21 protein-coding genes and 1 pseudogene are annotated in these 20,384 nt (G+C 59.9%); 16 read left to right on the top strand and 6 right to left on the bottom strand.

The genetic code is table 11. The annotated features are described in order from the left end of the window. Nucleotides 1-9: 9 nt before the first annotated feature. From P0D73_RS39625 to P0D73_RS39575, 11 genes are all read left to right on the top strand, one after another. Entirely contained in the window at nt 10-444 is a 435-nt protein-coding gene (locus tag P0D73_RS39625) for a PaaI family thioesterase (RefSeq protein ID WP_132381465.1), read from the top strand. Further along, nucleotides 441-1,343: a VOC family protein gene (locus tag P0D73_RS39620; protein ID WP_408319303.1), complete on the top strand. Its 903-nt coding sequence runs from the start codon at nt 441-443 to the stop codon at nt 1,341-1,343. Before P0D73_RS39625 ends, P0D73_RS39620 begins: the two co-directional genes overlap by 4 nt. After that, nucleotides 1,330-2,865: a class I adenylate-forming enzyme family protein gene (locus tag P0D73_RS39615; RefSeq protein WP_408182255.1), complete on the top strand. Its 1,536-nt coding sequence runs from the start codon at nt 1,330-1,332 to the stop codon at nt 2,863-2,865. The genes P0D73_RS39620 and P0D73_RS39615 overlap by 14 nt, the downstream gene beginning before the upstream one ends. 38 nt (nt 2,866-2,903) lie before the next feature. Next, complete coding sequence (locus tag P0D73_RS39610; protein ID WP_132381471.1) at nt 2,904-4,499, top strand: UbiD family decarboxylase; 1,596 nt, start codon at nt 2,904-2,906, stop codon at nt 4,497-4,499. A gap of 71 nt (nt 4,500-4,570) precedes the next feature. Then, on the top strand, nt 4,571-5,575 hold the full coding sequence (locus P0D73_RS39605; RefSeq protein WP_408182269.1) for an ABC transporter substrate-binding protein: 1,005 nt from the start codon (nt 4,571-4,573) through the stop codon (nt 5,573-5,575). Nucleotides 5,576-5,627: 52 nt separating this feature from the next. Beyond that, entirely contained in the window at nt 5,628-6,215 is a 588-nt protein-coding gene (locus P0D73_RS39600) for a UbiX family flavin prenyltransferase (protein WP_132381473.1), read from the top strand. 136 nt (nt 6,216-6,351) lie between these two features. After that, a complete protein-coding gene (locus P0D73_RS39595) occupies nt 6,352-7,080 on the top strand; it encodes a GntR family transcriptional regulator (protein ID WP_408182256.1) in 729 nt (242 codons plus the stop codon). 142 nt (nt 7,081-7,222) lie between these two features. Next, a complete protein-coding gene (locus tag P0D73_RS39590; protein ID WP_408182258.1) occupies nt 7,223-8,218 on the top strand; it encodes an ABC transporter substrate-binding protein in 996 nt (331 codons plus the stop codon). Between the two features lie 73 nt (nt 8,219-8,291). Continuing rightward, on the top strand, nt 8,292-9,566 hold the full coding sequence (locus P0D73_RS39585; protein ID WP_408182260.1) for an aromatic ring-hydroxylating dioxygenase subunit alpha: 1,275 nt from the start codon (nt 8,292-8,294) through the stop codon (nt 9,564-9,566). Beyond that, on the top strand, nt 9,559-10,062 hold the full coding sequence (locus P0D73_RS39580) for an aromatic-ring-hydroxylating dioxygenase subunit beta (RefSeq protein ID WP_132381481.1): 504 nt from the start codon (nt 9,559-9,561) through the stop codon (nt 10,060-10,062). The genes P0D73_RS39585 and P0D73_RS39580 overlap by 8 nt, the downstream gene beginning before the upstream one ends. A gap of 13 nt (nt 10,063-10,075) precedes the next feature. Beyond that, nucleotides 10,076-11,077, top strand: a complete 1,002-nt coding sequence (locus P0D73_RS39575; protein WP_408182262.1) for a D-2-hydroxyacid dehydrogenase — start codon at nt 10,076-10,078, stop codon at nt 11,075-11,077. A 69-nt stretch (nt 11,078-11,146) separates the two neighbouring features. Here P0D73_RS39575 and P0D73_RS39570 read toward each other — a convergent pair whose 3' ends face one another. Then, the gene (locus tag P0D73_RS39570; protein ID WP_408182263.1) at nt 11,147-12,067 is read right to left on the bottom strand and encodes an AEC family transporter; all 921 of its coding nucleotides are present in this window, start codon (nt 12,065-12,067) and stop codon (nt 11,147-11,149) included. A gap of 245 nt (nt 12,068-12,312) precedes the next feature. Then, nucleotides 12,313-12,561, bottom strand: coding sequence for a hypothetical protein (locus P0D73_RS39565; RefSeq protein WP_408182265.1), 249 nt, complete (start codon nt 12,559-12,561; stop codon nt 12,313-12,315). Nucleotides 12,562-12,868: 307 nt separating this feature from the next. Between P0D73_RS39565 and P0D73_RS39560 the strand changes: the two genes are divergently transcribed. Further along, on the top strand, nt 12,869-13,315 hold the full coding sequence (locus P0D73_RS39560) for an anthrone oxygenase family protein (protein ID WP_408182267.1): 447 nt from the start codon (nt 12,869-12,871) through the stop codon (nt 13,313-13,315). A 67-nt stretch (nt 13,316-13,382) separates the two neighbouring features. Here the strand turns inward: P0D73_RS39560 and P0D73_RS39555 are convergent, their stop codons facing one another. After that, complete coding sequence (locus P0D73_RS39555) at nt 13,383-13,787, bottom strand: GFA family protein (protein ID WP_408182268.1); 405 nt, start codon at nt 13,785-13,787, stop codon at nt 13,383-13,385. A gap of 387 nt (nt 13,788-14,174) precedes the next feature. Beyond that, nucleotides 14,175-14,912: an SEL1-like repeat protein gene (locus P0D73_RS39550; RefSeq protein WP_408291966.1), complete on the bottom strand. Its 738-nt coding sequence runs from the start codon at nt 14,910-14,912 to the stop codon at nt 14,175-14,177. Nucleotides 14,913-15,311: 399 nt separating this feature from the next. Here P0D73_RS39550 and P0D73_RS39545 point away from each other — a divergent pair, with 399 nt between their 5' ends. Next, the gene (locus P0D73_RS39545) at nt 15,312-16,115 is read left to right on the top strand and encodes a hypothetical protein (RefSeq protein WP_408183543.1); all 804 of its coding nucleotides are present in this window, start codon (nt 15,312-15,314) and stop codon (nt 16,113-16,115) included. Here the strand turns inward: P0D73_RS39545 and P0D73_RS39540 are convergent. Further along, a pseudogene (locus P0D73_RS39540) lies at nt 16,036-16,679 on the bottom strand (LysR substrate-binding domain-containing protein). The gene P0D73_RS39545 and the pseudogene P0D73_RS39540 sit on opposite strands and share 80 nt — an antisense overlap. 165 nt (nt 16,680-16,844) lie before the next feature. Between P0D73_RS39540 and P0D73_RS39535 the strand changes: the two are divergent. The 3 genes from P0D73_RS39535 (at nt 16,845) to P0D73_RS39525 (ending at nt 19,933) form a co-directional block, all read left to right on the top strand. Next, nucleotides 16,845-18,041, top strand: a complete 1,197-nt coding sequence (locus P0D73_RS39535; protein WP_408183542.1) for an MFS transporter — start codon at nt 16,845-16,847, stop codon at nt 18,039-18,041. Between the two features lie 92 nt (nt 18,042-18,133). Continuing rightward, the gene (locus P0D73_RS39530) at nt 18,134-19,147 is read left to right on the top strand and encodes an MBL fold metallo-hydrolase (protein WP_408183540.1); all 1,014 of its coding nucleotides are present in this window, start codon (nt 18,134-18,136) and stop codon (nt 19,145-19,147) included. Nucleotides 19,148-19,396: 249 nt separating this feature from the next. Beyond that, nucleotides 19,397-19,933, top strand: a complete 537-nt coding sequence (locus P0D73_RS39525) for a carboxymuconolactone decarboxylase family protein (RefSeq protein ID WP_408183539.1) — start codon at nt 19,397-19,399, stop codon at nt 19,931-19,933. 50 nt (nt 19,934-19,983) lie between these two features. Here P0D73_RS39525 and P0D73_RS39520 read toward each other — a convergent pair whose 3' ends face one another. Next, a complete protein-coding gene (locus P0D73_RS39520; RefSeq protein ID WP_408183538.1) occupies nt 19,984-20,289 on the bottom strand; it encodes a type 2 periplasmic-binding domain-containing protein in 306 nt (101 codons plus the stop codon). Nucleotides 20,290-20,384 lie beyond the last annotated feature (95 nt).

Genomic DNA, 20,384 nt, shown 5'->3' with positions numbered 1-20,384 from the left:
GAGACTCGAATGGCTGATAACCAGCAACTTACCGCGGAGCAGGTTCAGGCAATGCTCACGCGCGGTCCTTATCATCAGTGGCTCGGTCTGCGTGTGCTCGAAGTCGGCGACGACTCGATCGAAATCGCCGCGACGTGGCGCGAAGAGTGGGTCGTGAACCCCGAACGCCGCTATACGCACGGCGGCATTCTTGCCGCGCTGGTCGACCTCACGGCCGACTGGGCGCTGGTGTCGAAAACGGGCCGCGGCGTACCGACGATCGATCTGCGCGTCGACTATCACCGCGCGGCGATGCCGGGCGACCTCATCGCGCGCGGCAAGGTCGTGAAGTTCGGCAGCGCGATTTCGGTTGCGGAGGCGCACATCTATGACCAGTCCGGCGCGCTGCTCGCAAGCGGCCGGGGCGTCTATTCGACCGCGCCGGCACCCGCGCCGAAGGCATGATGAACACGGCGACATCGACGCTCGACCATGTCGTCGTGAACGCGATGTTCGAAACCGACGCCGCGGCGTCGTGTTTCGAAGCGCTCGGCTTCGCGCTGACGCCGCGCGGCTATCACTCGCTTGGCTCGGTCAATCACCTGATGATGTTCGATGGACATTATCTCGAACTGGTTGGCCTGCCGCCCGGCGCCACCACGTTGCGACGCGAGATTCTCGAAAGCCGTCTAGGTATAGACGGTCTCGTGTTCAAGACGGACGACGCGCAGGAAACCTATGCGCGTTTGATCGACGCCGGCGTGCGCGCCACTGAACCGCAGTCGTTCACGCGACCCGTCGATATTGAAGGCGTCGAGCAGATCGCCCGTTTCAGGACGACCCGGCTCGCGGCCGAAGAACTGTCCGCCGGGCGCGTCTATTTCTGCGAGCACCTGACGCCGGAATGGGTCTTCCGTGCCGAATGGACGAAGCATCCGAACGGCGCGCAGCGCTTGAGGGAATGTGTGATCGTGAGTGACGACCCGCAGCACGAAGCGCGCCGTTATGCGCTGATCGCTGGGGAGTCGGATCTCAAATCGCCGTCCGCCCGGCACTCGCGCATTGCGTTGGGTGATTTCGATCTGGACTTTGTCGATGGCGCGGCCTACCGCGCGCGCTATGGCGACCTCGTATGTAACGCAGCTGGGCGCGACAGCTATTTTGGCGCGGTCGTCGTCGAGGTAAGCGACCTTGCCGCGATGCGTGCACGTCTGGACGCGCTCGCGTCCCATGCCGACGAGAGCGTCGTGCGACTGATGCCGTCGGCCCATGCGCAGAGTGACGCATCGTCCGTAGCCCTGCTGTTAGGCGAACTCAATACTGTCATTGAATTTATCGGAGCAGTTGAACATGCCCACGCCTGAGAATCTCGGCGATCTGATCGAAGCCGACGGCGATCCGTGCAAGCTTGCAGTGATCGCGCTTGGGGAACCGGATGAAACAGGTTGCGCGTGGCACGATACGCGCATGACCTACGGGGAACTCGACGCGCTGGCTGACGGCGTCGCGCGTGCACTGGTGCAGCGCGGCCTGAAAGTCGGCGAACGCGTCGCCATTCTTGCGGCGAATCGCGCCGAGTATGTCGCGGCGCTGCTCGGTATCATGCGCGCGGGAATGGTCGCGGTGCCGGTCAACTACAGGTTTCCGCCCGCGCTCTCCACTTTTGTGATCCGCGATAGCGGTGCACGTCTGGTATTTTGCGACGCCGCGCGACTTGCCGATTGCCCGGACGATCTGCCGACAGTCGTATTCGATTCGACCGGAGAGGAAAGTTTCGCTTCATTCGTCGAACCGGGCCCGTTCGAGACTTTCGTGCCGACGCCCAACATGCCGGCAATGTTTCTCTATACGTCCGGCTCGACTGGCAAGCCCAAGGGCGTGATGCTCTCGCACGGCAGCCATCTGTGGGTGGCGCGTACGCGTGCGCGCGCGCAGCCACCGGCGGCGCATCGCTTTCTGGTGGCCGCGCCGATGTATCACATGAACGCGCTGACGCTCGTGCTGATGTCGCTGTACGGGAACGGTACGGTCGTGCTGCTTCCGCAATTCACCGCGCGCATGTACATCACGGCAATCGAGCGCTATCGGGTCACGTGGCTCACCTCCGTCCCGCCGATGATCGCGATGATGCTGCGCGAAAGGGAGTTGCTTGCGCGCACGGATCTTTCGTCGGTGCGCTTCATCCGGATGGGTTCGGCGCCCGTTAGCGAGAGTCTGCTTGCGCAAATCGGCGAGGTACTTCCGAATGCGAAGCTCACTAACGTCTACGGCACGACCGAGGGCGGGCCGATCGTGTTCGGGCCCCATCCGCAAAGGATCGAACCGCCTTTGCTGTCGGTCGGATATCCGCATCCCGAAGTGAGCGTGAAGTTGCTCGACGCACCGCCGACAGGTGTGGCGACCGGCGTGCTGGCTGTAAAAAGCCCGGCCGTCATGCTCGGTTACCACAACCGGCCGGACCTGCCGCTACCGGTGACAGCAGATGGCTTCTATGTAACGGGCGACGTATTTCACCGCGACGAACAGGGCTTCTATGCATTCGTCGGCCGTGCGGACGACATGTTCGTGTCGGGTGGCGAAAACATCTTTCCGGGTGAAGTCGAGCAGATGCTGGAGACACACCCGGATATTGTCCAGGCTTGCGTGGTACCGGTTGCCGACGACATCAAGGGAACCAAGCCGGTGGCGTTCGTCGTGCGGCGCGCGGGCGCGTCGCTAACGGAAGAGCAAGCCAAACAGCACGCGCTGACTCATGCGCCCGCATACCAGCACCCGCGACGCGTGTGGTTTGTCGATGCATTGCCGCTTGCGTCGACGAACAAGATCGATCGCGCCGCATTGAAAGCGATAGCGCTTGCGTCGTTGCAGGATAGCGAGACCGCATAAGTGAAACCGACACGACATTCAACATTATGGAGTTCAGTATGAACGAGAACTTTCGCGAGTTCCTGGAACGGCTGCGCGCGGCACAGCAACTGATCGATATACGGCAGCCCGTCGACATCCGCCACGTGGGCACGCTCGTCGACCAGAGCGACAAGGCGCTGCTGTTTCATAACGTGATCGGCTACGACATGCCGCTGCTGTCGGGCATCATCCGCACGCAGGAGCGCGCGATGATGGCAATGGGCTGCGACAGCTACTCGGAAATCGAGAAGATGCTGGCGCATGGCATCCAGAACCCGATTCCGCCTAAATACGTCGCGACGTCGGCCACGAAAGAAGTGATCTACAAAGGCGACGATGTCGATCTGTTCCGCCTGCCCATTCCGATGTCTTCGATTTTCGACGGTGGCCCGATGATTACCGCGGGTATCGTGATTTCGCGCGATCCGGAGTACGGCCTGAACAGCGGCATCTATCGCTTCATGGTGAAGGAAAAAGCGCTGAGTGGCATCGACATCGTGACGCCGAACAATATGCGCATGTTCGCGCAGCGTGCGTATGAACAAGGACGTCCGTGCCCGATTTCCATTTCGATCGGTAACCATCCGATGGAAATCATGGGCGCCGGCTATCGCGCGCCGATCGGTGTCGATGAGATGGCGATCGCGGGCGGCATTCGTGGCGTGCCGGTCGAACTGGCGCCTTGCGAGACCGTCGATCTGCCGTATATCGCCGACTCGGAAATCGTGATCGAAGCGGAAATCCTGCCGACGGGCTGGACGCAACCGGAAGGCCGTTTCGGCGAATTCACCGCATTGATGGGCGGGCTGCACTGGAATCCGGATGTGCGCATCAAGGCGATCATGCATCGGCGCGATGCGATGTATTACTCGCTGCACATGCCGTGGGAAAACACGTGGCTCGCGGCACCGACGCGCTATCAGGCGATTCGCAGCGCGCTGCGCACGGCAGGCGTGCAGGTAAAGGACATCAACGTAACGTTGGGTGGCCGCGCATTCTGGCACGCGGTTATTTCGATCAGGAAGCAGGCCGGCGAAGGCAAGAACGCGCTGCTGGCGGCGCTGTCGGTGATGGATCTGAAGCACGTGGTGGTCGTTGATGACGACATCGACGTGTTCAACGGCGAACAGGTCGAATGGGCGATCGCGACGCGCGTGCAGGGTGACCGCGATCTGATCGTGATCCCCGGCGCACGCGCGAAGCCGCTCGACCCGAGTCTGCCGGTGATGCCGCCTGGCATGGTGCCGACGGGCGCCAAGGTCGGTGTGGACGCAACGATCTCGGAAGGCATTCCGCACGAGCGCTATGAGCGCATTTCGTACGCGTACGCAGACACGGCGAAGATCGCGGACTACGTCGGCGGCAAGGCCGATACGGTGCATGTGTCGGAGCCGGAACAGGTGGAGGCTGCCGCAGCCGAAGCGATCGCGCTCATCGGCGACACGCCGCTTTACTACACCGAACTCGCCGAGCGGCTGTCGAAATACGACTTCCGCACGCTGGCCCGCGCGCTCGGCGAACTGCATGAACGCAAGCAGTTGTGGAAAACCGCGGAAGGCAAGTTGTGCGTGCGCGGTTCGCGCTTCGACGCCGTGCCGCCGACGCGGCGTTGATTGCCGCGATGTCCTTCAGTGCGCTGCGCAGGCCGGCAGCGCTCCATTCACCCCGTTGATGAGCTGACGTGATGCAACCTTACCTGCTTGCAAGGCGTGTGCTGTTCGCCGCCGTGATTTCCGTGCTTGCGCTTTCCGCGCAAGCCGCGCCGCTGCGCATCGGCTACTGGACGAGTGGCGTGAGCCTCGGCCTCGGCGCCGTGCTGGAAACAGGCGACTTCCTGAAGAAAGCCGGCATCGGCGACGCGCGTTTCGTGCACTTCGCCGAGGTCAACGCGCCGGCGAGCGGACTCGCCGCCAACGTGATCGACGTGAGCTTCAGCGTGGCAGGCGCGAGCGCGTTCAGCATCGCGGCGACCGGCGTGCCGGTCAAGATCTTCGGTGCAACAGCGCCGGCCGATGTCACATTTGTCACACCTGCCGACTCGCAGATCCAATCGATTGCGCAGTTGCGCGGCAAGAAGATCGGTATGTCACCGTCGGGAAGTTCGGTCGCGCTGATGACGGCCGCGGTGCTGAAAGCGAACTATGGCTTCAACGCCGGCGATTATTCACTGGTGCCGGGCAACGAGGCACGTCTCGCGCAGTTTCTCGTACAGCATCAGGTCGACGCCGCGGCGCTGCGCTCCGTCACGGTCGCGCAATTGACTGAAGTGAAGACGCGGCGTCTGGGCACGCTGGTGGAAGAATGGCACAAGCTGACGAAGTCCGATGCGATGCCTTATCTGGGTGTGGCTGCGGCACGCACGGAATTGATCCAGCGCGATCCGCAATCCGTCGCGAAGCTGATCGTTGCGATTCACAATGCAATCGCCTGGGGCAACGCGCATCCGGACCAGGTCGCGACGATCCTGCAGAAAGTAGCGAATCTGCCTGCAAGCGACGCGCAGATCTATGCCGCGCATTGGGCCGAGCTGAACAGCATTTCCTTCGAACCAGTCGATATCGATACGCTCAAGCGCGAGCAGCAGATCTTCGCGGCGAGCGGCGCGATCAAAGGGACGCTTCCGCCCGATGTATTCGTCACCGGGCCGTACGAAACGGCAAAGAAGATCATAGCGGGTCAAAAGCCATGATGACGTGTTTGCGCGGGCAATGGCCGCATCCGGTGGATAACGGAGGTATCGCATGAAATCCCAATCCGCCGCACGGCGACGCCTCGTGGTCGGTATCAGCGGCGCGTCGGGCGCGATCTACGGCGTGCGTCTGCTGCGTCTGTTACGCGAGTTGGAGGTCGAGTCGCATCTGGTGGTCAGCCGTTCGGCGCAGGTGACACTCGCACAGGAAACGCAAATGCGGCTCGCCGATCTGCAGGCGCTCGCCGACGTCAACTATCCGAACACCGATATCGGTGCGGCCATTTCGAGCGGCTCGTTTCGCGTCGACGGCATGATCGTTGCGCCGTGCTCGATCAAGACGCTGTCGGAAGTGGCTACCGGCTGCACCAGTTCGCTGCTGTCGCGAGCGGCAGACGTGATGCTGAAAGAACGTCGCCGTCTCGTGCTGATGGTGCGCGAAACGCCGTTGCATGCCGGTCATATCCGCAGCCTCGCCGCCGTCACGGACGCCGGTGCGATCGTCTATCCGCCAGTGCCGGCGTTCTATGCGCTGCCGGAAACGCTCGATCAGATGGTCGATCATACGCTCGGGCGCGTGCTTGACCTGTTCGATATCGAATCACGAACCGTACGCCGATGGAGCGGCACTGCCGGCTGATACGCGATGTGCTTTTTTGTGTCCAGTTTACTTCCCTATATGCATCTCCTAGAATGAGTTGAGGTTGGTGAGGTGCCTACAGAAAGACGTAAGCATAATACACAGCCATTCCAGGATAGAGCGCACGGGGGGCCACATGGAAGGAAAAGTGATTTCTGGGGGCAAGGCGGCGGCCGAGGGCAAGTTGTTGGGCGAGTCGACTTATCTGGCGATGAGGCAGGCGATACTGTCCTGTTCGCTGAAACCGGGCAGCATGCTGACCGAGGCTGCGCTGATGGATCAATACGGCGTCGGCAAGTCGACATGCCGGCTGGCGCTTGCGCGTCTCACACACGAAGGGTTGGTACGTTCGGTTCCGCGACACGGCTACGTCGTCGTGCCGGTCACGCTGAAGGATGTCGAGGAGGTGTTTGCGCTGCGACTCATTCTCGAACCCGAAGCCGCGCGGCTTGCGGCCGGCAAGGTGGACGCGAAGGCGTTGATGCGGATCGACCGCACAGCGCGCGGCAATACGGCGTCGAAGAATCACGGCAACCGGATCGGCTTTTTCCTCGATGCGAACCGTGAATTTCATCTGGTGATTGCGATGGCGTCGGGCAACGACCGTCTGGTGCGCAGCATCTCGGTGCTGTTCGACGAAATGACGCGACTGGTGGCACTCGGTTTCAGCGACGAAGACGACAGCCCGGAAATTTCCGACGATCACCGCCAGTTGGTCGAGGTGCTGGCGGCGGGCGACGGCAAGGCAGGCGCGCGCATTGCGCGCCGGCACATCGAGAAGTTTCGCGACATGACGATGGAGCGTGTGCTCCGCAGCATGAAACAGGACTTCGAGCACGCGCCGCTGGTAGCGATCGGCAAGTGATACGGAGTTTCCGCCTTTGCTTTCAGGCGGAACCTCTCGACGGATGGTTGCACCGTGCTTCATGTTTTGATAAGGACATTTAGTAATCCTTTAAAGACGATGCCAGGGAGACCGACGGCGTCGCTATTTCAGGCAGAGCACAATGAAATCGTTTCGTTCCGTTCTAAAGGCAGTATGCGCACTCGCATTAGTCGGCGTGTGCCTCACCAGTGTGTATGCGGCGCCGTTGCGAGTGGGCTACTGGACCAGTGGCACCAGCCTCGGTTTCGGTGCCGTGCTCGAAGCGCAGAAGTTCTTTGAGAAGCAGGGCCTGCAGGTGCAGTTTGTCCACTTTCCGGACGTGAATGGACCGACCACCGCGTTGGCTTCGAACGCGATCGATCTGGCATTCGGCACCAGCCTCGCGGGGGCATTCAGCCTGAGCCAGCAGGGTGTGCCGGTCCGGATGGTGGCCGCCACGCAGATCGTCGATGCGGAAATCGTCGTGCTTGCCGATTCGCCCATCCATTCCGCGGGTGAACTGCGCGGCAAGAAAATCGGCATGTCGCCAATCGGCAGTGCGACCACTGGCGTCGGCACCGCCGTGCTCGACGGCAATTACGGACTCAAGCTTGCCGACTATCGCCTGGTGGCGGGCGACGAGCCGCGTCTTGCGCAGTTCCTCGTTCAGAAGAACGTGGATGCCGCCGTCATGCGTCCCACCACGGTGGCGCAAGTGCCGGACAGTGCGCAGAAAGTCCGCGTGATCACGACATTGTCCGATCAATGGAAACAGATGACGAAGGCGAGCACACCGCCCTATATCGGTGTCGCCGTGATGCGCAGCGAGTGGCTTAAGGACAACTCGGCGGATGCGGTGAAGGTGCTCGCGGCAATGCGCCAGGCGCTGGCCTTCGGCGCGGCCAATCCCGACGCGGTCGTGGCGATACTGAAGAAGGCCGGCAACATGAGCGACCAGGGAGCGCGTTTTTACGGCGACCACTGGACGACCATGAATACGGTCTCGTTCAAATCGGGTGACATCGACACACTGAAACGCACATTCGAAGTTTTCAAGGCCGCCGGCACGCTGAAGGGCGAGCTTCCCGCGGATCTCTTCTATCAGAAGCCTTATCTCGACTCGGAAGCAGTCAAATGAGCGGATATTGGGAATGGGCCCGTGGCCGCTGTGGCCACACCGGAGTACGGGCCTTCATCAACGGAGCAGCAATATGACGGAAAAGTGCGACGGTACGGTCGCGACCATTGGATTTCCCGCTAGTCGGATCCGCTGGCCGGAAGAGGGCATTACGCGCGTGCCGCTGCGTGTGTTCTCCGATGCGGCGACCTACGAGCGCGAGCAGGATGCCGTGTTCCGTGGGCCCACATGGAGTTTCCTCTGCCTCGACATCGAGATTCCCAAACCGGGTGACTACATTACGACCAGGGTCGGTCATACCTCGGTAATTGTTGTGCACCAGCAGGACGGCACCATTGGTGCGCTTGTGAACAAGTGCGTGCACAAGGGCTCAGTGCTTTGCTATGAAGCGCAGGGTCACCGCAAGCGTCCGAACTTCGTTTGCCCCTATCACAACTGGGTCTATAACTTCGACGGTGAACTGACGAGCGTCGCATTCGAGAAGGGCGTGCAGGGTAAAGGTGGTATGCCCGAGGATTTCGACAAGTCGAAGTTCCGTTTGACGAAGCTGCGCGTGGAGACCATCCGCGGCCTTGTGTTCGGCTCATTCTCCGACGAGGCCCCTGCACTGAAGGACTATCTCGGGCCAACGATGGTGCGGCACATGGAGCGCACGCTATATGGACGCGTAAAGATACTTGGCCGCTATAGCCAGGTGATGCACAACAACTGGAAGCTCTACGTCGAGAATAGCCGCGACAACTATCACCCGAGCCTGCTGCACGCGTTTTTCTCGACCTTCAAGATCAACCGGCTGTCGGCGGAAGGCGGTACGTTGCAGGATGAAGACAGCCGGCATCACATCACCTTTACGAAGCGCTATACCGACATCGGCGATCAGGCATACGACTCCGGTGTGATTCGTGCCATGCGCGACGATTTTGGTCTGAAGGATCCTTCGCTGATCGATCAGTGGATGGAGTATCCCGACCAGATCACGAACGCGATCCAGAGCATTTTCCCCGGCTTCGTGCTGCATCAGATCATGAATTCGATAGGCGTGCGGCAGGTGGTGCCGCTTGGCGTGGATCGATGCGAACTGATCTGGACGGTGCTCGGTTTCGAGGAAGACACGCCGGAGCAAACGCTCATCCGGCGCAAGCAAAGCAATTTGGTCGGCCCCGCGGGTTATGTGTCGATGGAAGACGGCACGATCGGCGCGTTCGTCGAAAAGGGCATTCGCGGCGATCTTGACGACGCTGCGGTGATCGAGATGGGCGGCAAGGGCACCGGTCCGATGGCGACCCGCGCAACCGAAACCTCGGTGCGCGGCTTCTGGAAATTCTATAGAGAGCTGATGGATGTCTAGTGTTGCGCGCTATCCTGACCTGGAGGTCAGCACCCAGACGGGCGCGTGTATCGCACGCCTGATGACCCACTATTGCAGTTCGATCGACAATGGCGATCTCGGCCGCTGGCCGGAGTTCTTCACTGAAGATTGCACTTACCGCATTCTCACGCGCACCGATTTCGAAGCGGGCCGCGATTTCGGTATCTGGTTCTGCAACACGCGCGGCATGCTGCTGGATCGCGTCAGTTCGATCCAGTCGGTCAATGTGTTCGAGCCGCATGTCTACCGTCACGTGCTTGGGCCGACCGAAGTCGTCAGCGTCGAAGACGGGCTGATCGGTTGCGAAACCAGCTACATGGTCGTGCGAACCGGCTATGAAGGGGGGATGGTCGTGTTTAGCGCGGGGCGTTACGTCGACCAGGTCGTCCTCGCGGGCGGCCGCGCGTTGCTGCATGAGCGCACGGTCGTCACGGATTCGTGCCGCTACGACACGCTCGTTGCACTTCCTCTCTAAGGATGCTGCCCGGATGACCGAGCCCACCCGCCGTTACCGGCTGCACCTCGAAAGTCAGCGGCGTCAGCCGCCACCTTTTCATCTTCATGAAACCGTGTGGCAGGCCGCCTGCGCGCGGCATCCCGATCTCGCACAACGCATCGATGTGACGTTCGGCTGGGACGGCGAACGGTTCGCGCGTCCGCTCGACGACGTCGACTTCCTGCTGGCGTCGAGATTTCCGCATGACGTGGTGAACGACGCGCCAGGTCTACGCTGGATTCACACGACGGGTGCTGGCGTCGATCATCTGATGCCGCTCGATCGCTTGCGTCCCGACTTGATCCTGACGAACAGTAGCGGCGTTCATAGTGAGAAAGCCTTCGAGTACACGCAGATGGCATTATTGATGCTGAATGCGCAACTGCCGGCCGTGTTTCAGGCGCAGCGGGCGCATCGCTGGGACGTGCGGCTGACCACATCGATTCGCGGCAAGACGGCGCTGATAATCGGCTTCGGCGATCTGGGCATGGCGGCGAGCCGCGCGGCACGTTTGCTCGGCCTGCGAACGATTGCATTGAACCGGAGCGGCGCCGCGCCGACGGCGGAAGCGGTCGATGTGCTCGCGACGATCTCCACACTCGACGACTGGCTGCCTCAAGCCGACTTCGTCGTTGTCACCGCGCCGCTTACGCCCGCGACGCGCGGTCTTCTTTCCGCCGAGCGCGTCGCCCGCATGCGGCCCGGTGCGGGCATCGTCAACCTCTCGCGCGCAGCGCTGATCGACTATGCGGCACTGTTCGAGCGGCTGCGTTCGGGCGAGTGCGGCGGCGCGCTGCTCGACGTGTTCGACCCTGAACCCTTGCCGACGGAACATGCGGCGTGGGACGTGCCGGGACTCGTCGTCACGCCGCACATTTCGTGCGATGCGCCCGATTACAATCTGCGGGTGCTTGAACTCTGGCTGGGCAATTTCGCGCGATTCCTGCGCGGCGAGCCGCTGACGAACATCGTCGACCGCACACGCGGTTATTGACCCGGAAGAAGTTCGACATCTCGGTTATCACGGTCCGAAGAAAGGTTCTGCGACCATGGCGACTCCGCGCTACAAAACGTAAAGCCAGGCGAGCAGCGTGACGACTGAAAACAGCGTAGTCATCGAGATCACTGCGCCCACTACGGCCTTTTCGACGTCGTATTCAACCGCGAGCACGTACGCGCTCTTGGCGGTGGGCACGGCAGAGCACACGACGGCGGCGACGGTCGCAGTCCGGTCGAGGTCTGCCGCAAGGCAAAGCGCGTAGACCACGAGCGGCATGATGGCCAGCTTGAGCGCCGTCAGCAACGCATAGAGACCTAGCCGCTCGCGCAGTTCGGCGATTGTTAGATCAAGTCCAATTGCGAACAGCGCGCATGGCGTCAACGCTTCTCCGAGCACCGTGAGAAATGACGTGACCGGTCCGGACAGTTCCGAACCGAGCATCGACCAAAGCAGTCCGAAAATCGTGGCAAGGATGACGGGATTGGTGGCGATCTGCCGCAACAGCGCCGCCGTGCGTATATTGCGCGATGTATCGTATCGCCCGATCTCGAGCAGCAGTACCAGTATCGGAAACATGATGGCGCCGACGAAGACGGTTGCGATCGCAGCCGCGAGCACGCCCGGTGGGCCAAAAAGCGACTTCAATATAGGGAGCGCAACGAATCCGGTGTTCGTCATCGACACGGCAGCAGCCAATATTCCGCTCTTTCCGACGCCTGCGCCCCACGCGATTCGTACAAACATCATCACAGCCACAAAGCAAATCATGGAACCGCCGCCGAACGCAGCAATAAAGCGCCAGTCAAGGAGGGAGTGAAGCGACTGATCGGCGATCGTCAGGAAGACCAGGGAGGGCATCGCCACGTAGTAGGCAAAGCGCATCAGCGGTGCGGCCAGCGCGCGCGGCATGTAGCCGGAGGCGCCGGCAAACCATCCCGTTAGAATGATGGCAAAGATCGGAAGTATGGTGCCGGCGAGATGCATAGTGACCTCCCATAGCTATGGGACTTGGGCGCATCAACGCTCATCCCTGACTGGGCGTCATTATCCGAGAAAACCTGGCGCGACGCGCGGTGAAGTCGCAATTGATCTCCCGCTAAGACCGGGTCGCTGACCGTCGACATTTTTCACAACGCGAATAACTCGGATTCGCTGCATTGCATCTGGGCGGACTGCATGGCGATGCCGTTTCGTTTTTGTCCGTTGCTTTGCCGGGCGTGCGATGCAGTTCAAGCCGCAAGCCGATAACCGGTCATCGATGGTTGCGCGATCCGCGGAGGAAATACGCACCAGCGGCCGTCATCGTGCCGAAAGAAAAAGATTGCACGCGAGCCGGCCGGAGCCGACGCCTCGACATGCACGTAGCGGCTGCCGTCAGCACGCATACGACCGAACTGAACCACGCGGATCCGCACCGGCGGAACGGGTGCAAGCCACTTTTCGACCACGTAATGCAGGGACTTCTCGGCGGTGTTCATGACCCTCTCCTTCGACCTCGCCCCGATCACGCGGCCGGCGGCTCGAGCGCTGCAAGCGAGGCACGACGTGAAGGGTGACTAGAGAGTAGGATCAGTTTGAAATTTACGATAGTTAATGTTTTTCATGGTAACGATAATCAATAGATTATGCATTTTTCGACCCGACCAGATCGGGGAGCCGCGAACCTATCAGGCCATGCATGCTGCGACCGGACGTAGGCGGCCACTAGTTGCGGGTCTTTGGAAAGGCATAGAGGTATGTATCAATCAGGATGTTCATCGGCCATCGCCCTATAGGGAGGCTTGCATGCTGGGAGTTGCGCAATTCATCGCCACGCTGGGTTGTACCGTTTTTTCTGGGGCGGCGATCTACATCAGTCTCGTCGAACATCCAGCCCGGATGCAATGCGACACCAGGACGGCTGCGACGGTCTGGGCGCCGAGCTACCGTCGGGCGACGATCATGCAAGCACCGTTGGCCGTTTTGAGTTGCATTGCCGGTATCGTGGCATGGTGGCTCGGGGGAACCGCATTATGGCTAGTCGGTGCGCTGCTCATAGGCAGTGTCGTACCGTTCACCTTGATCATCATTAAGCCCACCAACGCGCAGCTATTAGCGCAAGGGCGTGATCTCGCATCGGCTGAAACGAGGGCGTTGCTCGAGAAGTGGGGCAGACTTCATGCAGTGCGCAGCGTGTCGAGCCTTGCCGCATCGCTGATCTTTCTGACGGCCGCATTGATGCAGCATGTCTGAGCCGCAGGCGTCGTGAACCGCCCGAGCCGTCTGGACCGAACGGACTTTCGAGAGTCCGCGAAGCGGGCTACGCGCCGTCCTGATACTTCGGCAAGTCGTCGCTCAACGAGAGGCCAGGAAACATGCTCGCGCACCACACGTGCCATGACGGGCGGACTCTTGTGGGATCGTCGAGCGTCGCGTAGTTGATTTCGACCGTTTGCGGCGCCGCCGACTCGCGATACTCGAGTTGCGTACCGCAATGACCGCAGAAGCGCCGTTCGCCCCAGGTGCTCGACTCATACACCCGCGGCTCACCCCTGACGTACCTGAACTCGCCGATCGGCACCGACGCGGATGCGGTCACCGCTGCGCCGGTGGTCTTCTGGCACAAGCGGCAGTGGCAAAAGCCGGCGTCGGTCGGAACAACGGTGACCTGATAGCGGATGGCGCCGCATGCGCAGCCTCCTTCCAATACGTTGTCGGTCTTCATCCTCGTCTCCGCATATTCTGTCGCGAACGTCTTCAAGGATACGACGCAGGCGCGGGCAATGCAGGCGTATGAGTAATGCAGCCATATCGGCGGCCTGCCGCTTCATTCGAGTGCCGTCCCGGCATGTCCCGGAGCGCCCAATCGACAATGCCCGCTCCCTTGCGATCGTTCGACGGCCCGCGATCGCACAAATGGTTTTCTGGTTGACCGCTACGAGCCGATAGGTACGAGCAGCTTTCGCCGGATCCGCTGGTTGATCCCTCTTTTTCACCGCGCGTCGCGATACGGTCTGGCGTTGAATGCAGCGGGGACGTCGCCCATCTCCGACGCTCACTCCCACAAATGCAGAGCTATTGACGCACTGGGTTTCTGCGGAGCGCCAAATGCTTAGGCGGTGCCTAGGCGTGATTCGGCAATCCGCTTCAGATCATCGGGGGTTGAAGCAGATCCGGCCAACTGCTCAAGCAGGTCCGCGGCTCTCTTTTCGTCTTTGGGCCCACCATCGCCAAGCGTCAAACTCGTCGCCAGGTTAAGTATCGACCGGGGCAGTCCTCGCGAGGCCAAAGCCTCAAGGAGGTGACGAGCCACTTCGGGTTCCCGGTTTCGGTTGCCGCTTAGCAACTCATCAGCAATCGTTTCTACAAACCTCAGCGAGCTTTCGTTTTCCGTTCTGTGTATGCCAGTCACGAGCGCTTGCTCGAAGTGGCCAACGGAATGCTGCCCGGCGTGAGCCAACGTGCTAAGCGCCTCTTGAAAACTCAGATCTTCCTTCGAACCGGCAAACGGCGTTTCTGGCGCGTTGCGACCCTCTTCGTGCGCATGCGCGGCCGATGGTTGCCACCAGCGAACGAAGTCGTCCGCGGATTCGCCGTGAAGATCAACTGACGATGCGAGCAATTGCGACACCTGATAGACGCGTCTCTCGGTTAGCGTCGCGCTGTCACACGCCTCGTCGAGCGCGGAAGCTGCTTTGCTGCCCAGCTCGCTGTGGAGGTCGGTCCAGTCTCTATAGCCGAAGACTTCGGAGGTCACCTGGCGCGCCTGGGATTCCTTTAGAGAAAGGCGATATTTGAGTCGATTGGCGGCCCGCGTCGGGATAGACGCGTTCTGGAAGTAGATACGCATGGCTTCGGTCCGAGTATCCGTGCCGACGAGCCTTCACAGCCGGCACGGAACCGAAATGAACTGTGAGGCGGCGCAGGGGGCGTGATGCCCCGTCAGAAAAAATACCGTTGGTTTCGCATGCAGTCAATCCCATTCTAAGAAACAGGCATTTGCGCGATAACGCCCAATCTGAGCGCCAAGCGGTGTTCAAGATAGAAACGGCAGCATTGAATGGCCGCTTTACATATACCTGATGGACCGTCGTGGGTCGATGTTGATCTGTCGGGCCGGTCGCTGCTGAGCCAGCAGGGCTCTGCCTGGCTTGATTGGAGAGGGCCGATCCAACGGTTTGAACGATCGCCATGTCGTCCACGGAACAATCCGCAACTTGGAACTATACTGGGGCACCTGGAGGTTTCAATGACCGATCACGACAGACTGCATCCACTACGTCCACTCCTGAAAAATTGGGTTTGGGAACATGGTCGAATCGGGACTCGCTATTTGGACTGCGTCGATGGCGAGATCAAGTTTGATGAAGGCAAGAAATTGCATTTCGCAGCCGAGAAATATACCTACGTGCCCCTTGGTAAGGACGCTCAAGACGATGTATCTGTGGATGGGCCTGCGATCCAGGAGGCGGGACTTGCGCGGTTTTTGCGGGCTGCGCAGTTGGGCAAGCCAGAGGAGGCTGGTTCTGTAGCGGAGGTTCAACGCGCAGTGCAGGACTGCGTTGAACTCGGCCTGTTCAGCGCATATCAATTGGCGGCGCGAGAGGCAATTGCCCGCTACGCGCAGGAACCCATGTTCGAGGACGAGATCCGCGCGGCGGTTGTCGACGACATCCGGCGTAGTTACGCCGGCATGCCGGAACAACTGGCGCTGTACGATTTCAGTGTGCTTTACGGCTTGCCCACGCCGCTGCTTATCAGCGAGACACCCTTCATCGACTGGCGCGTGCGCGCCAGTCCGGCGCTTCCGTTTGTATCGCTTCCACTGGGACCGTACTGCCTGCTTGTAGGCGCGCCATCGGGCAGGCGAAGCCGAATTGGCTCGGTGGTCTGGAAGGCAGCCGCCGCGATGGGCCCGTTGAAGGACCACAACCGCCAGATTGCGGAGCACGCACGTCTATGGCTGGTGGCGACTACCGATGACCAACTCGTCGCTGCACAAAACCGCATTGCTGCGGCCCTGGGTTCCAGGCAAGACGATACGAAGCGCTAACCGCCGCGAAAAAGGAGACGTCGGCGGCGGGTGACTGTTGCTGGATGATCCCGCTGAGCGAATTCGCCTTGATCGCAATTTGGGGTTTGACGCGTTGCGCCTGGCAATAGCGGTCTATATGTTCACGTGTCGAAGAATCGCTGCTCAGCAGCACGAGCGATTCCTTTTCGAACTCACGAATGGATAACGGGCGTCGTCGGGTTGCGCAAGAAGGGTCTCGACGCGATCCCGGTTCATTTCCGTAACGCTGAGATTGATCCTCGAATAGCGCGCGTTGAAGTTCTCCACCAACGGGCCAATCAAAGAGGCGGTGAGCGACGGCGTCATCGCCAATCGAAGATCACCGCGAGTCAGTCCCTGCACCTCATGAATGGCCCGCCTTCCGGCATCCGGATCCTGCAGTGCACGGCGGGCGTACCGTGCATAACCTCTGCCTGCATCAGTGAGCCGGATTGTGCGTCCTGACCGCTCCAGGAGTTGCGCACCCATTGCGTATCCCAACTGCTTGATCCGTTGCGACAGTGTTGGAAGTCGCGAATGTGCCGCAGTAGCAAGACGCCTCAACTATAGGAGATGCTTATTGGTCGAATAGTAAACCGATCTTGGACGCTATAGCCAACGCCCATCATTATCTCGTCAACCCCTGGCTTGAGGCGATGACGGTACAAAAGCCGATCGACGGTTTTCCGACCACACCTGACGCGGCCCCCACTCGTGACAAGGACATTCATGTCTGCCCGAACACCTGATCTGACGAGACGGCTGACGCTACTGTTTGCGCTTGCTTCCGGCGTCATTGTCGCGAACATCTACTATGCACAGCCGCTATTGGCCGCTATTGCGAGTACCTTCGGCTATAGTCCGGCCCGGGTTGGCTTCCTGGTTACGCTCACCCAGCTTGGCTACGCGTGTGGCCTGCTATTGATCGTGCCACTCGGCGACGTATTGAATCGGCGCACACTCATCGTATCCTTGCTTCTGCTCACGGTGCTCGCGTTGCTCGCAGTAGCTCTGAGCCCTGACTTCAAGCTGTTTGCCGCGGCAAGCATGCTACTCGGTGCCACCTCGTGCGCTGCACAGTTGCAAGTTCCGTTCGCCGCTTCGCTCGCATCAGACGACGAGCGTGGACGCGTAGTAGGCACCGTGATGAGCGGTTTGCTTCTCGGCATCCTGCTGGCACGAACAGTCTCCGGAACCATCGCGCAATTGGCGGGCTGGCGAATCGTTTATGGTGTCGCCGCATTTTTGATCCTGCTTCTCACCTTGTGCCTTTTGCGAGCATTGCCGCAAGACCGAAGAAGTGATCAAGCCTGGCGCTATCGTCAGTTGCTGCGGTCTCTGCTGACACTGCTGGATCGACACCCAACGATCGGCCTGCGCTCACTGTATGGCGCTCTGGGCTATGCCTGCTTCAGTATCTTCTGGACCGCACTGACATTTCTTCTCAATGCCGCTCCCTACCATTACTCCGAGGCGAAGATCGGAGTGTTTGGTCTGGCCGGCGCCGCTGGTGCGCTCGCGGCCGGCTCGGCGGGGCGAATGGCAGATCGCGGGCATGGACATCGTGCGACCGGACTTTTCAGCAGCGCGATTCTGGCGTCGTTCGTGTTCATTTACCTTGGTGCGCACTCGCTGACGTCATTGATCGTTGGCGTTCTGCTTTTGGACGTGGGCGTACAGGGCTTGCACATCTCCAACCAGGGTGTGATCTATGCACTCGCTCCAGACGCGCGGAGCCGAATCACGACCATTTATCTGACCTGTTATTTCTTTGGCGGCGCAATCGGTTCAAGTGCGGCTAGCGTGGCTTATTACAAGGCGGGCTGGTCAGGAGTTTGCGTTGCCGGTGCCTTTTTTTCGGCCCTATTGATCGGCAGCTGGTTGGCGGCGCATCGGCAGCAATGCCGCAGGCTCTGCCTTCAATGAAGTCGGGCAGTTCACAGTTATCGCGAAACCGGCTATCCCCATACTCGACACACATGCAGACGATTGAGTCTGCTCAACGAAGGCGAAGAACCATGAATACGTTTTTCAAGTTAGCAGAAAGATCAGGCGCACTTTCCAAACTGTTGTGTGTAGCGATCGTCATTGCTGCCGGTTTACCGTTGACCTCTACGGTAGCCTTCGCCGGAACCGGCAGTCAGTCTTCATCAAGAAAGGACGCCGCGCCAGACGACTATTTTCATACCGGTGCGGGCGCCCGGTATTTACGCCGTGCCGATGGGGATATCGTCGTGGAACCCCTGCGAGAAAATATCACCGTGCTAATGGGTTCGGGCGGCAACATTACCGTCCTGTCGGGCAAGGAAGGCAAGTTTCTGGTTGACGCGGGCATCAGCAAATCGCAAGAAAAACTGCAAGCCGCGCTCGACAAGATCAGTCCCGCGCCGCTGAAATACGTGGTGAACACGCATTGGCATTGGGACCATACCGATGGCAATGCATGGATGCATGCAGCTGGCGCCACCATCGTTGCACACAAGAATACCGTGAGGCATCTGACCGAGACGACGCATGTCGATGCCTGGAATTGGACCTTCGATCCGGTGCCGGCAGGCGCGCGCCCGACGCTGATCGTCAATGATGAAAAGACCTTCACCTTCGCAGGAACGAACATCGAAGTGGAAAACTTCGGTCATGGCCATACCGATGGCGATCTATGGGTGTACTTCGAAAACGCTGACGTACTAGCGCTGGGAGACACCTTCTGGAACGGAATCTATCCGTATATCGACAATGAAGACGGCGGCAACATCGACGGTGCGATCCAATGGGCCAACAAGGCTGTGGCATTTACGACAGACCATACCATCGTCGTTCCCGGCCACGGCGCAGTGGGTACACGCGCCCAACTGATCGAATTCCGCGACATGTTGGTCACGGTACGCAACAACGTTGCAGCCTTGAAATCGCAAGGCAAATCACTGGACGAAATTATTGCCGCCAAGCCGACGGCGGCCTTCGACGCCAAATGGGGGAATTTTGTGTTCAACGGCAGTCAATTTACGAAGATGGTCTACGACGGCCTGTAATAAGACGTATCTAATTCTTGGTTTGCCGCTGGTTGGCTCGTGCGCGAAAACACCAACGGCCAAACCCTCGTGGCCTGGCATCCCGCCCCGGCGATGACAAGTGCGGTGGTTCTTACCAACGAACAACTGGCGGGCTTCTCCAGAGTGGAGGCGTTGATCGCCGATACGGGTGCGTAAATAGCCGCTCTCAATACAACAAACCATGACACAGATTTTTCTCAACCGACGTATTACGTAAAGGAAATCATCATGAGCCGTCTCTACACAATCGCATTGTCCGAAGCCACAGGCCGTGCAGCCGAATTATTCAGCGCTGTCAAAAGCACGGTCGGAAAGGTTCCCAATTCATATATTGGAATTGGCGGCAATAGTCCGGTTGCGCTGGAAGCCGTATTGAACCTGGAAGCCTCGCTCAAAAAAAGCAGCTTGAGCGCTATGGATATCGAAGTCGTCAAACTGGTCGTCAGCCAGACTACCGGCTGCGACTATTGTGTGGCCGCACACACACTGATGGGAAAGAGAATAGGTCTGGGCCGCGAAGACATTCTGGCGTTGCGTCAGGCGCAGCCGTCGGGCGATGCGCGCAATGATGCGTTGGCCAGGTTTACGTTACATCTGATCACCACCAGCGGCACGGTTCCTGCCGATGTGGTGGAGGCCGTCAAAGAAGCAGGTGTCACCGATACGCAAATTGTCGACGTCACAATGGCGGTAGCAAGCATTGCTTTCACCAACCTGTTCAACCGTATCAACGACACTACGCTTGACTTCCCTGCCGCGGATTAATACGGGAGGCAGCTCTCGCGACGGGCTGGAGCTACACGTGAAGGGATTTTTTAAAGGTCCCTTCCTCGGTTTGCACCGGAAAGTGAGCGCGACTTGAGGAGTTTAAAGAAGGCCTCAAAGTCGCAGATGAGATTTGTTTCGGGCGGCCGATCATACGGGTGATTCATCACGGCAGAGGGCATAGGATCGGCAATGGTTTGTCTCAACCAGACATTGCCGGGATCGCGATGGGAACGCGCATGCCGATGTTGCTTCACGGTGTAGCGAGGCAGATCGTACGTCATCACCAAATGACGGAATGGTTCGCGGGATAACATGGCCAGTACGTAATGGCGTGGCACGGCGACAAAGCCCATCGACAGCGCGTGCCTCGCGGCGCGTCCCGAAGCGGAACGCGTCACACGAGGCCGCGTGCGATCAATGGCTCAAGACGGCGCCCGGTGGCATCCCG

The sequence above is a fragment of the Paraburkholderia sp. RL18-101-BIB-B genome (genome assembly GCF_046026985.1).
Taxonomy (GTDB): domain Bacteria; phylum Pseudomonadota; class Gammaproteobacteria; order Burkholderiales; family Burkholderiaceae; genus Paraburkholderia.
The sequence above is the reverse complement of the archived record's forward strand: the minus strand, read 5'-3'. Positions and strand labels throughout refer to the sequence as shown.

What these genes read in the sequence shown, in the direction of transcription:
- P0D73_RS39625 (WP_132381465.1), top strand. Translation starts at nt 10, where the DNA reads ATGGCTGATAACCAGCAACTTACCGCGGAGCAGGTTCAGGCAATGCTC.
- P0D73_RS39620 (WP_408319303.1), top strand. Translation starts at nt 441, where the DNA reads ATGATGAACACGGCGACATCGACGCTCGACCATGTCGTCGTGAACGCG.
- P0D73_RS39615 (WP_408182255.1), top strand. Translation starts at nt 1,330, where the DNA reads ATGCCCACGCCTGAGAATCTCGGCGATCTGATCGAAGCCGACGGCGAT.
- P0D73_RS39610 (WP_132381471.1), top strand. Translation starts at nt 2,904, where the DNA reads ATGAACGAGAACTTTCGCGAGTTCCTGGAACGGCTGCGCGCGGCACAG.
- P0D73_RS39605 (WP_408182269.1), top strand. Translation starts at nt 4,571, where the DNA reads ATGCAACCTTACCTGCTTGCAAGGCGTGTGCTGTTCGCCGCCGTGATT.
- P0D73_RS39600 (WP_132381473.1), top strand. Translation starts at nt 5,628, where the DNA reads ATGAAATCCCAATCCGCCGCACGGCGACGCCTCGTGGTCGGTATCAGC.
- P0D73_RS39595 (WP_408182256.1), top strand. Translation starts at nt 6,352, where the DNA reads ATGGAAGGAAAAGTGATTTCTGGGGGCAAGGCGGCGGCCGAGGGCAAG.
- P0D73_RS39590 (WP_408182258.1), top strand. Translation starts at nt 7,223, where the DNA reads ATGAAATCGTTTCGTTCCGTTCTAAAGGCAGTATGCGCACTCGCATTA.
- P0D73_RS39585 (WP_408182260.1), top strand. Translation starts at nt 8,292, where the DNA reads ATGACGGAAAAGTGCGACGGTACGGTCGCGACCATTGGATTTCCCGCT.
- P0D73_RS39580 (WP_132381481.1), top strand. Translation starts at nt 9,559, where the DNA reads ATGTCTAGTGTTGCGCGCTATCCTGACCTGGAGGTCAGCACCCAGACG.
- P0D73_RS39575 (WP_408182262.1), top strand. Translation starts at nt 10,076, where the DNA reads ATGACCGAGCCCACCCGCCGTTACCGGCTGCACCTCGAAAGTCAGCGG.
- P0D73_RS39570 (WP_408182263.1), bottom strand. Translation starts at nt 12,067, where the DNA reads ATGCATCTCGCCGGCACCATACTTCCGATCTTTGCCATCATTCTAACG.
- P0D73_RS39565 (WP_408182265.1), bottom strand. Translation starts at nt 12,561, where the DNA reads ATGAACACCGCCGAGAAGTCCCTGCATTACGTGGTCGAAAAGTGGCTT.
- P0D73_RS39560 (WP_408182267.1), top strand. Translation starts at nt 12,869, where the DNA reads ATGCTGGGAGTTGCGCAATTCATCGCCACGCTGGGTTGTACCGTTTTT.
- P0D73_RS39555 (WP_408182268.1), bottom strand. Translation starts at nt 13,787, where the DNA reads ATGAAGACCGACAACGTATTGGAAGGAGGCTGCGCATGCGGCGCCATC.
- P0D73_RS39550 (WP_408291966.1), bottom strand. Translation starts at nt 14,912, where the DNA reads ATGCGTATCTACTTCCAGAACGCGTCTATCCCGACGCGGGCCGCCAAT.
- P0D73_RS39545 (WP_408183543.1), top strand. Translation starts at nt 15,312, where the DNA reads ATGACCGATCACGACAGACTGCATCCACTACGTCCACTCCTGAAAAAT.
- P0D73_RS39535 (WP_408183542.1), top strand. Translation starts at nt 16,845, where the DNA reads ATGTCTGCCCGAACACCTGATCTGACGAGACGGCTGACGCTACTGTTT.
- P0D73_RS39530 (WP_408183540.1), top strand. Translation starts at nt 18,134, where the DNA reads ATGAATACGTTTTTCAAGTTAGCAGAAAGATCAGGCGCACTTTCCAAA.
- P0D73_RS39525 (WP_408183539.1), top strand. Translation starts at nt 19,397, where the DNA reads ATGAGCCGTCTCTACACAATCGCATTGTCCGAAGCCACAGGCCGTGCA.
- P0D73_RS39520 (WP_408183538.1), bottom strand. Translation starts at nt 20,289, where the DNA reads ATGGGCTTTGTCGCCGTGCCACGCCATTACGTACTGGCCATGTTATCC.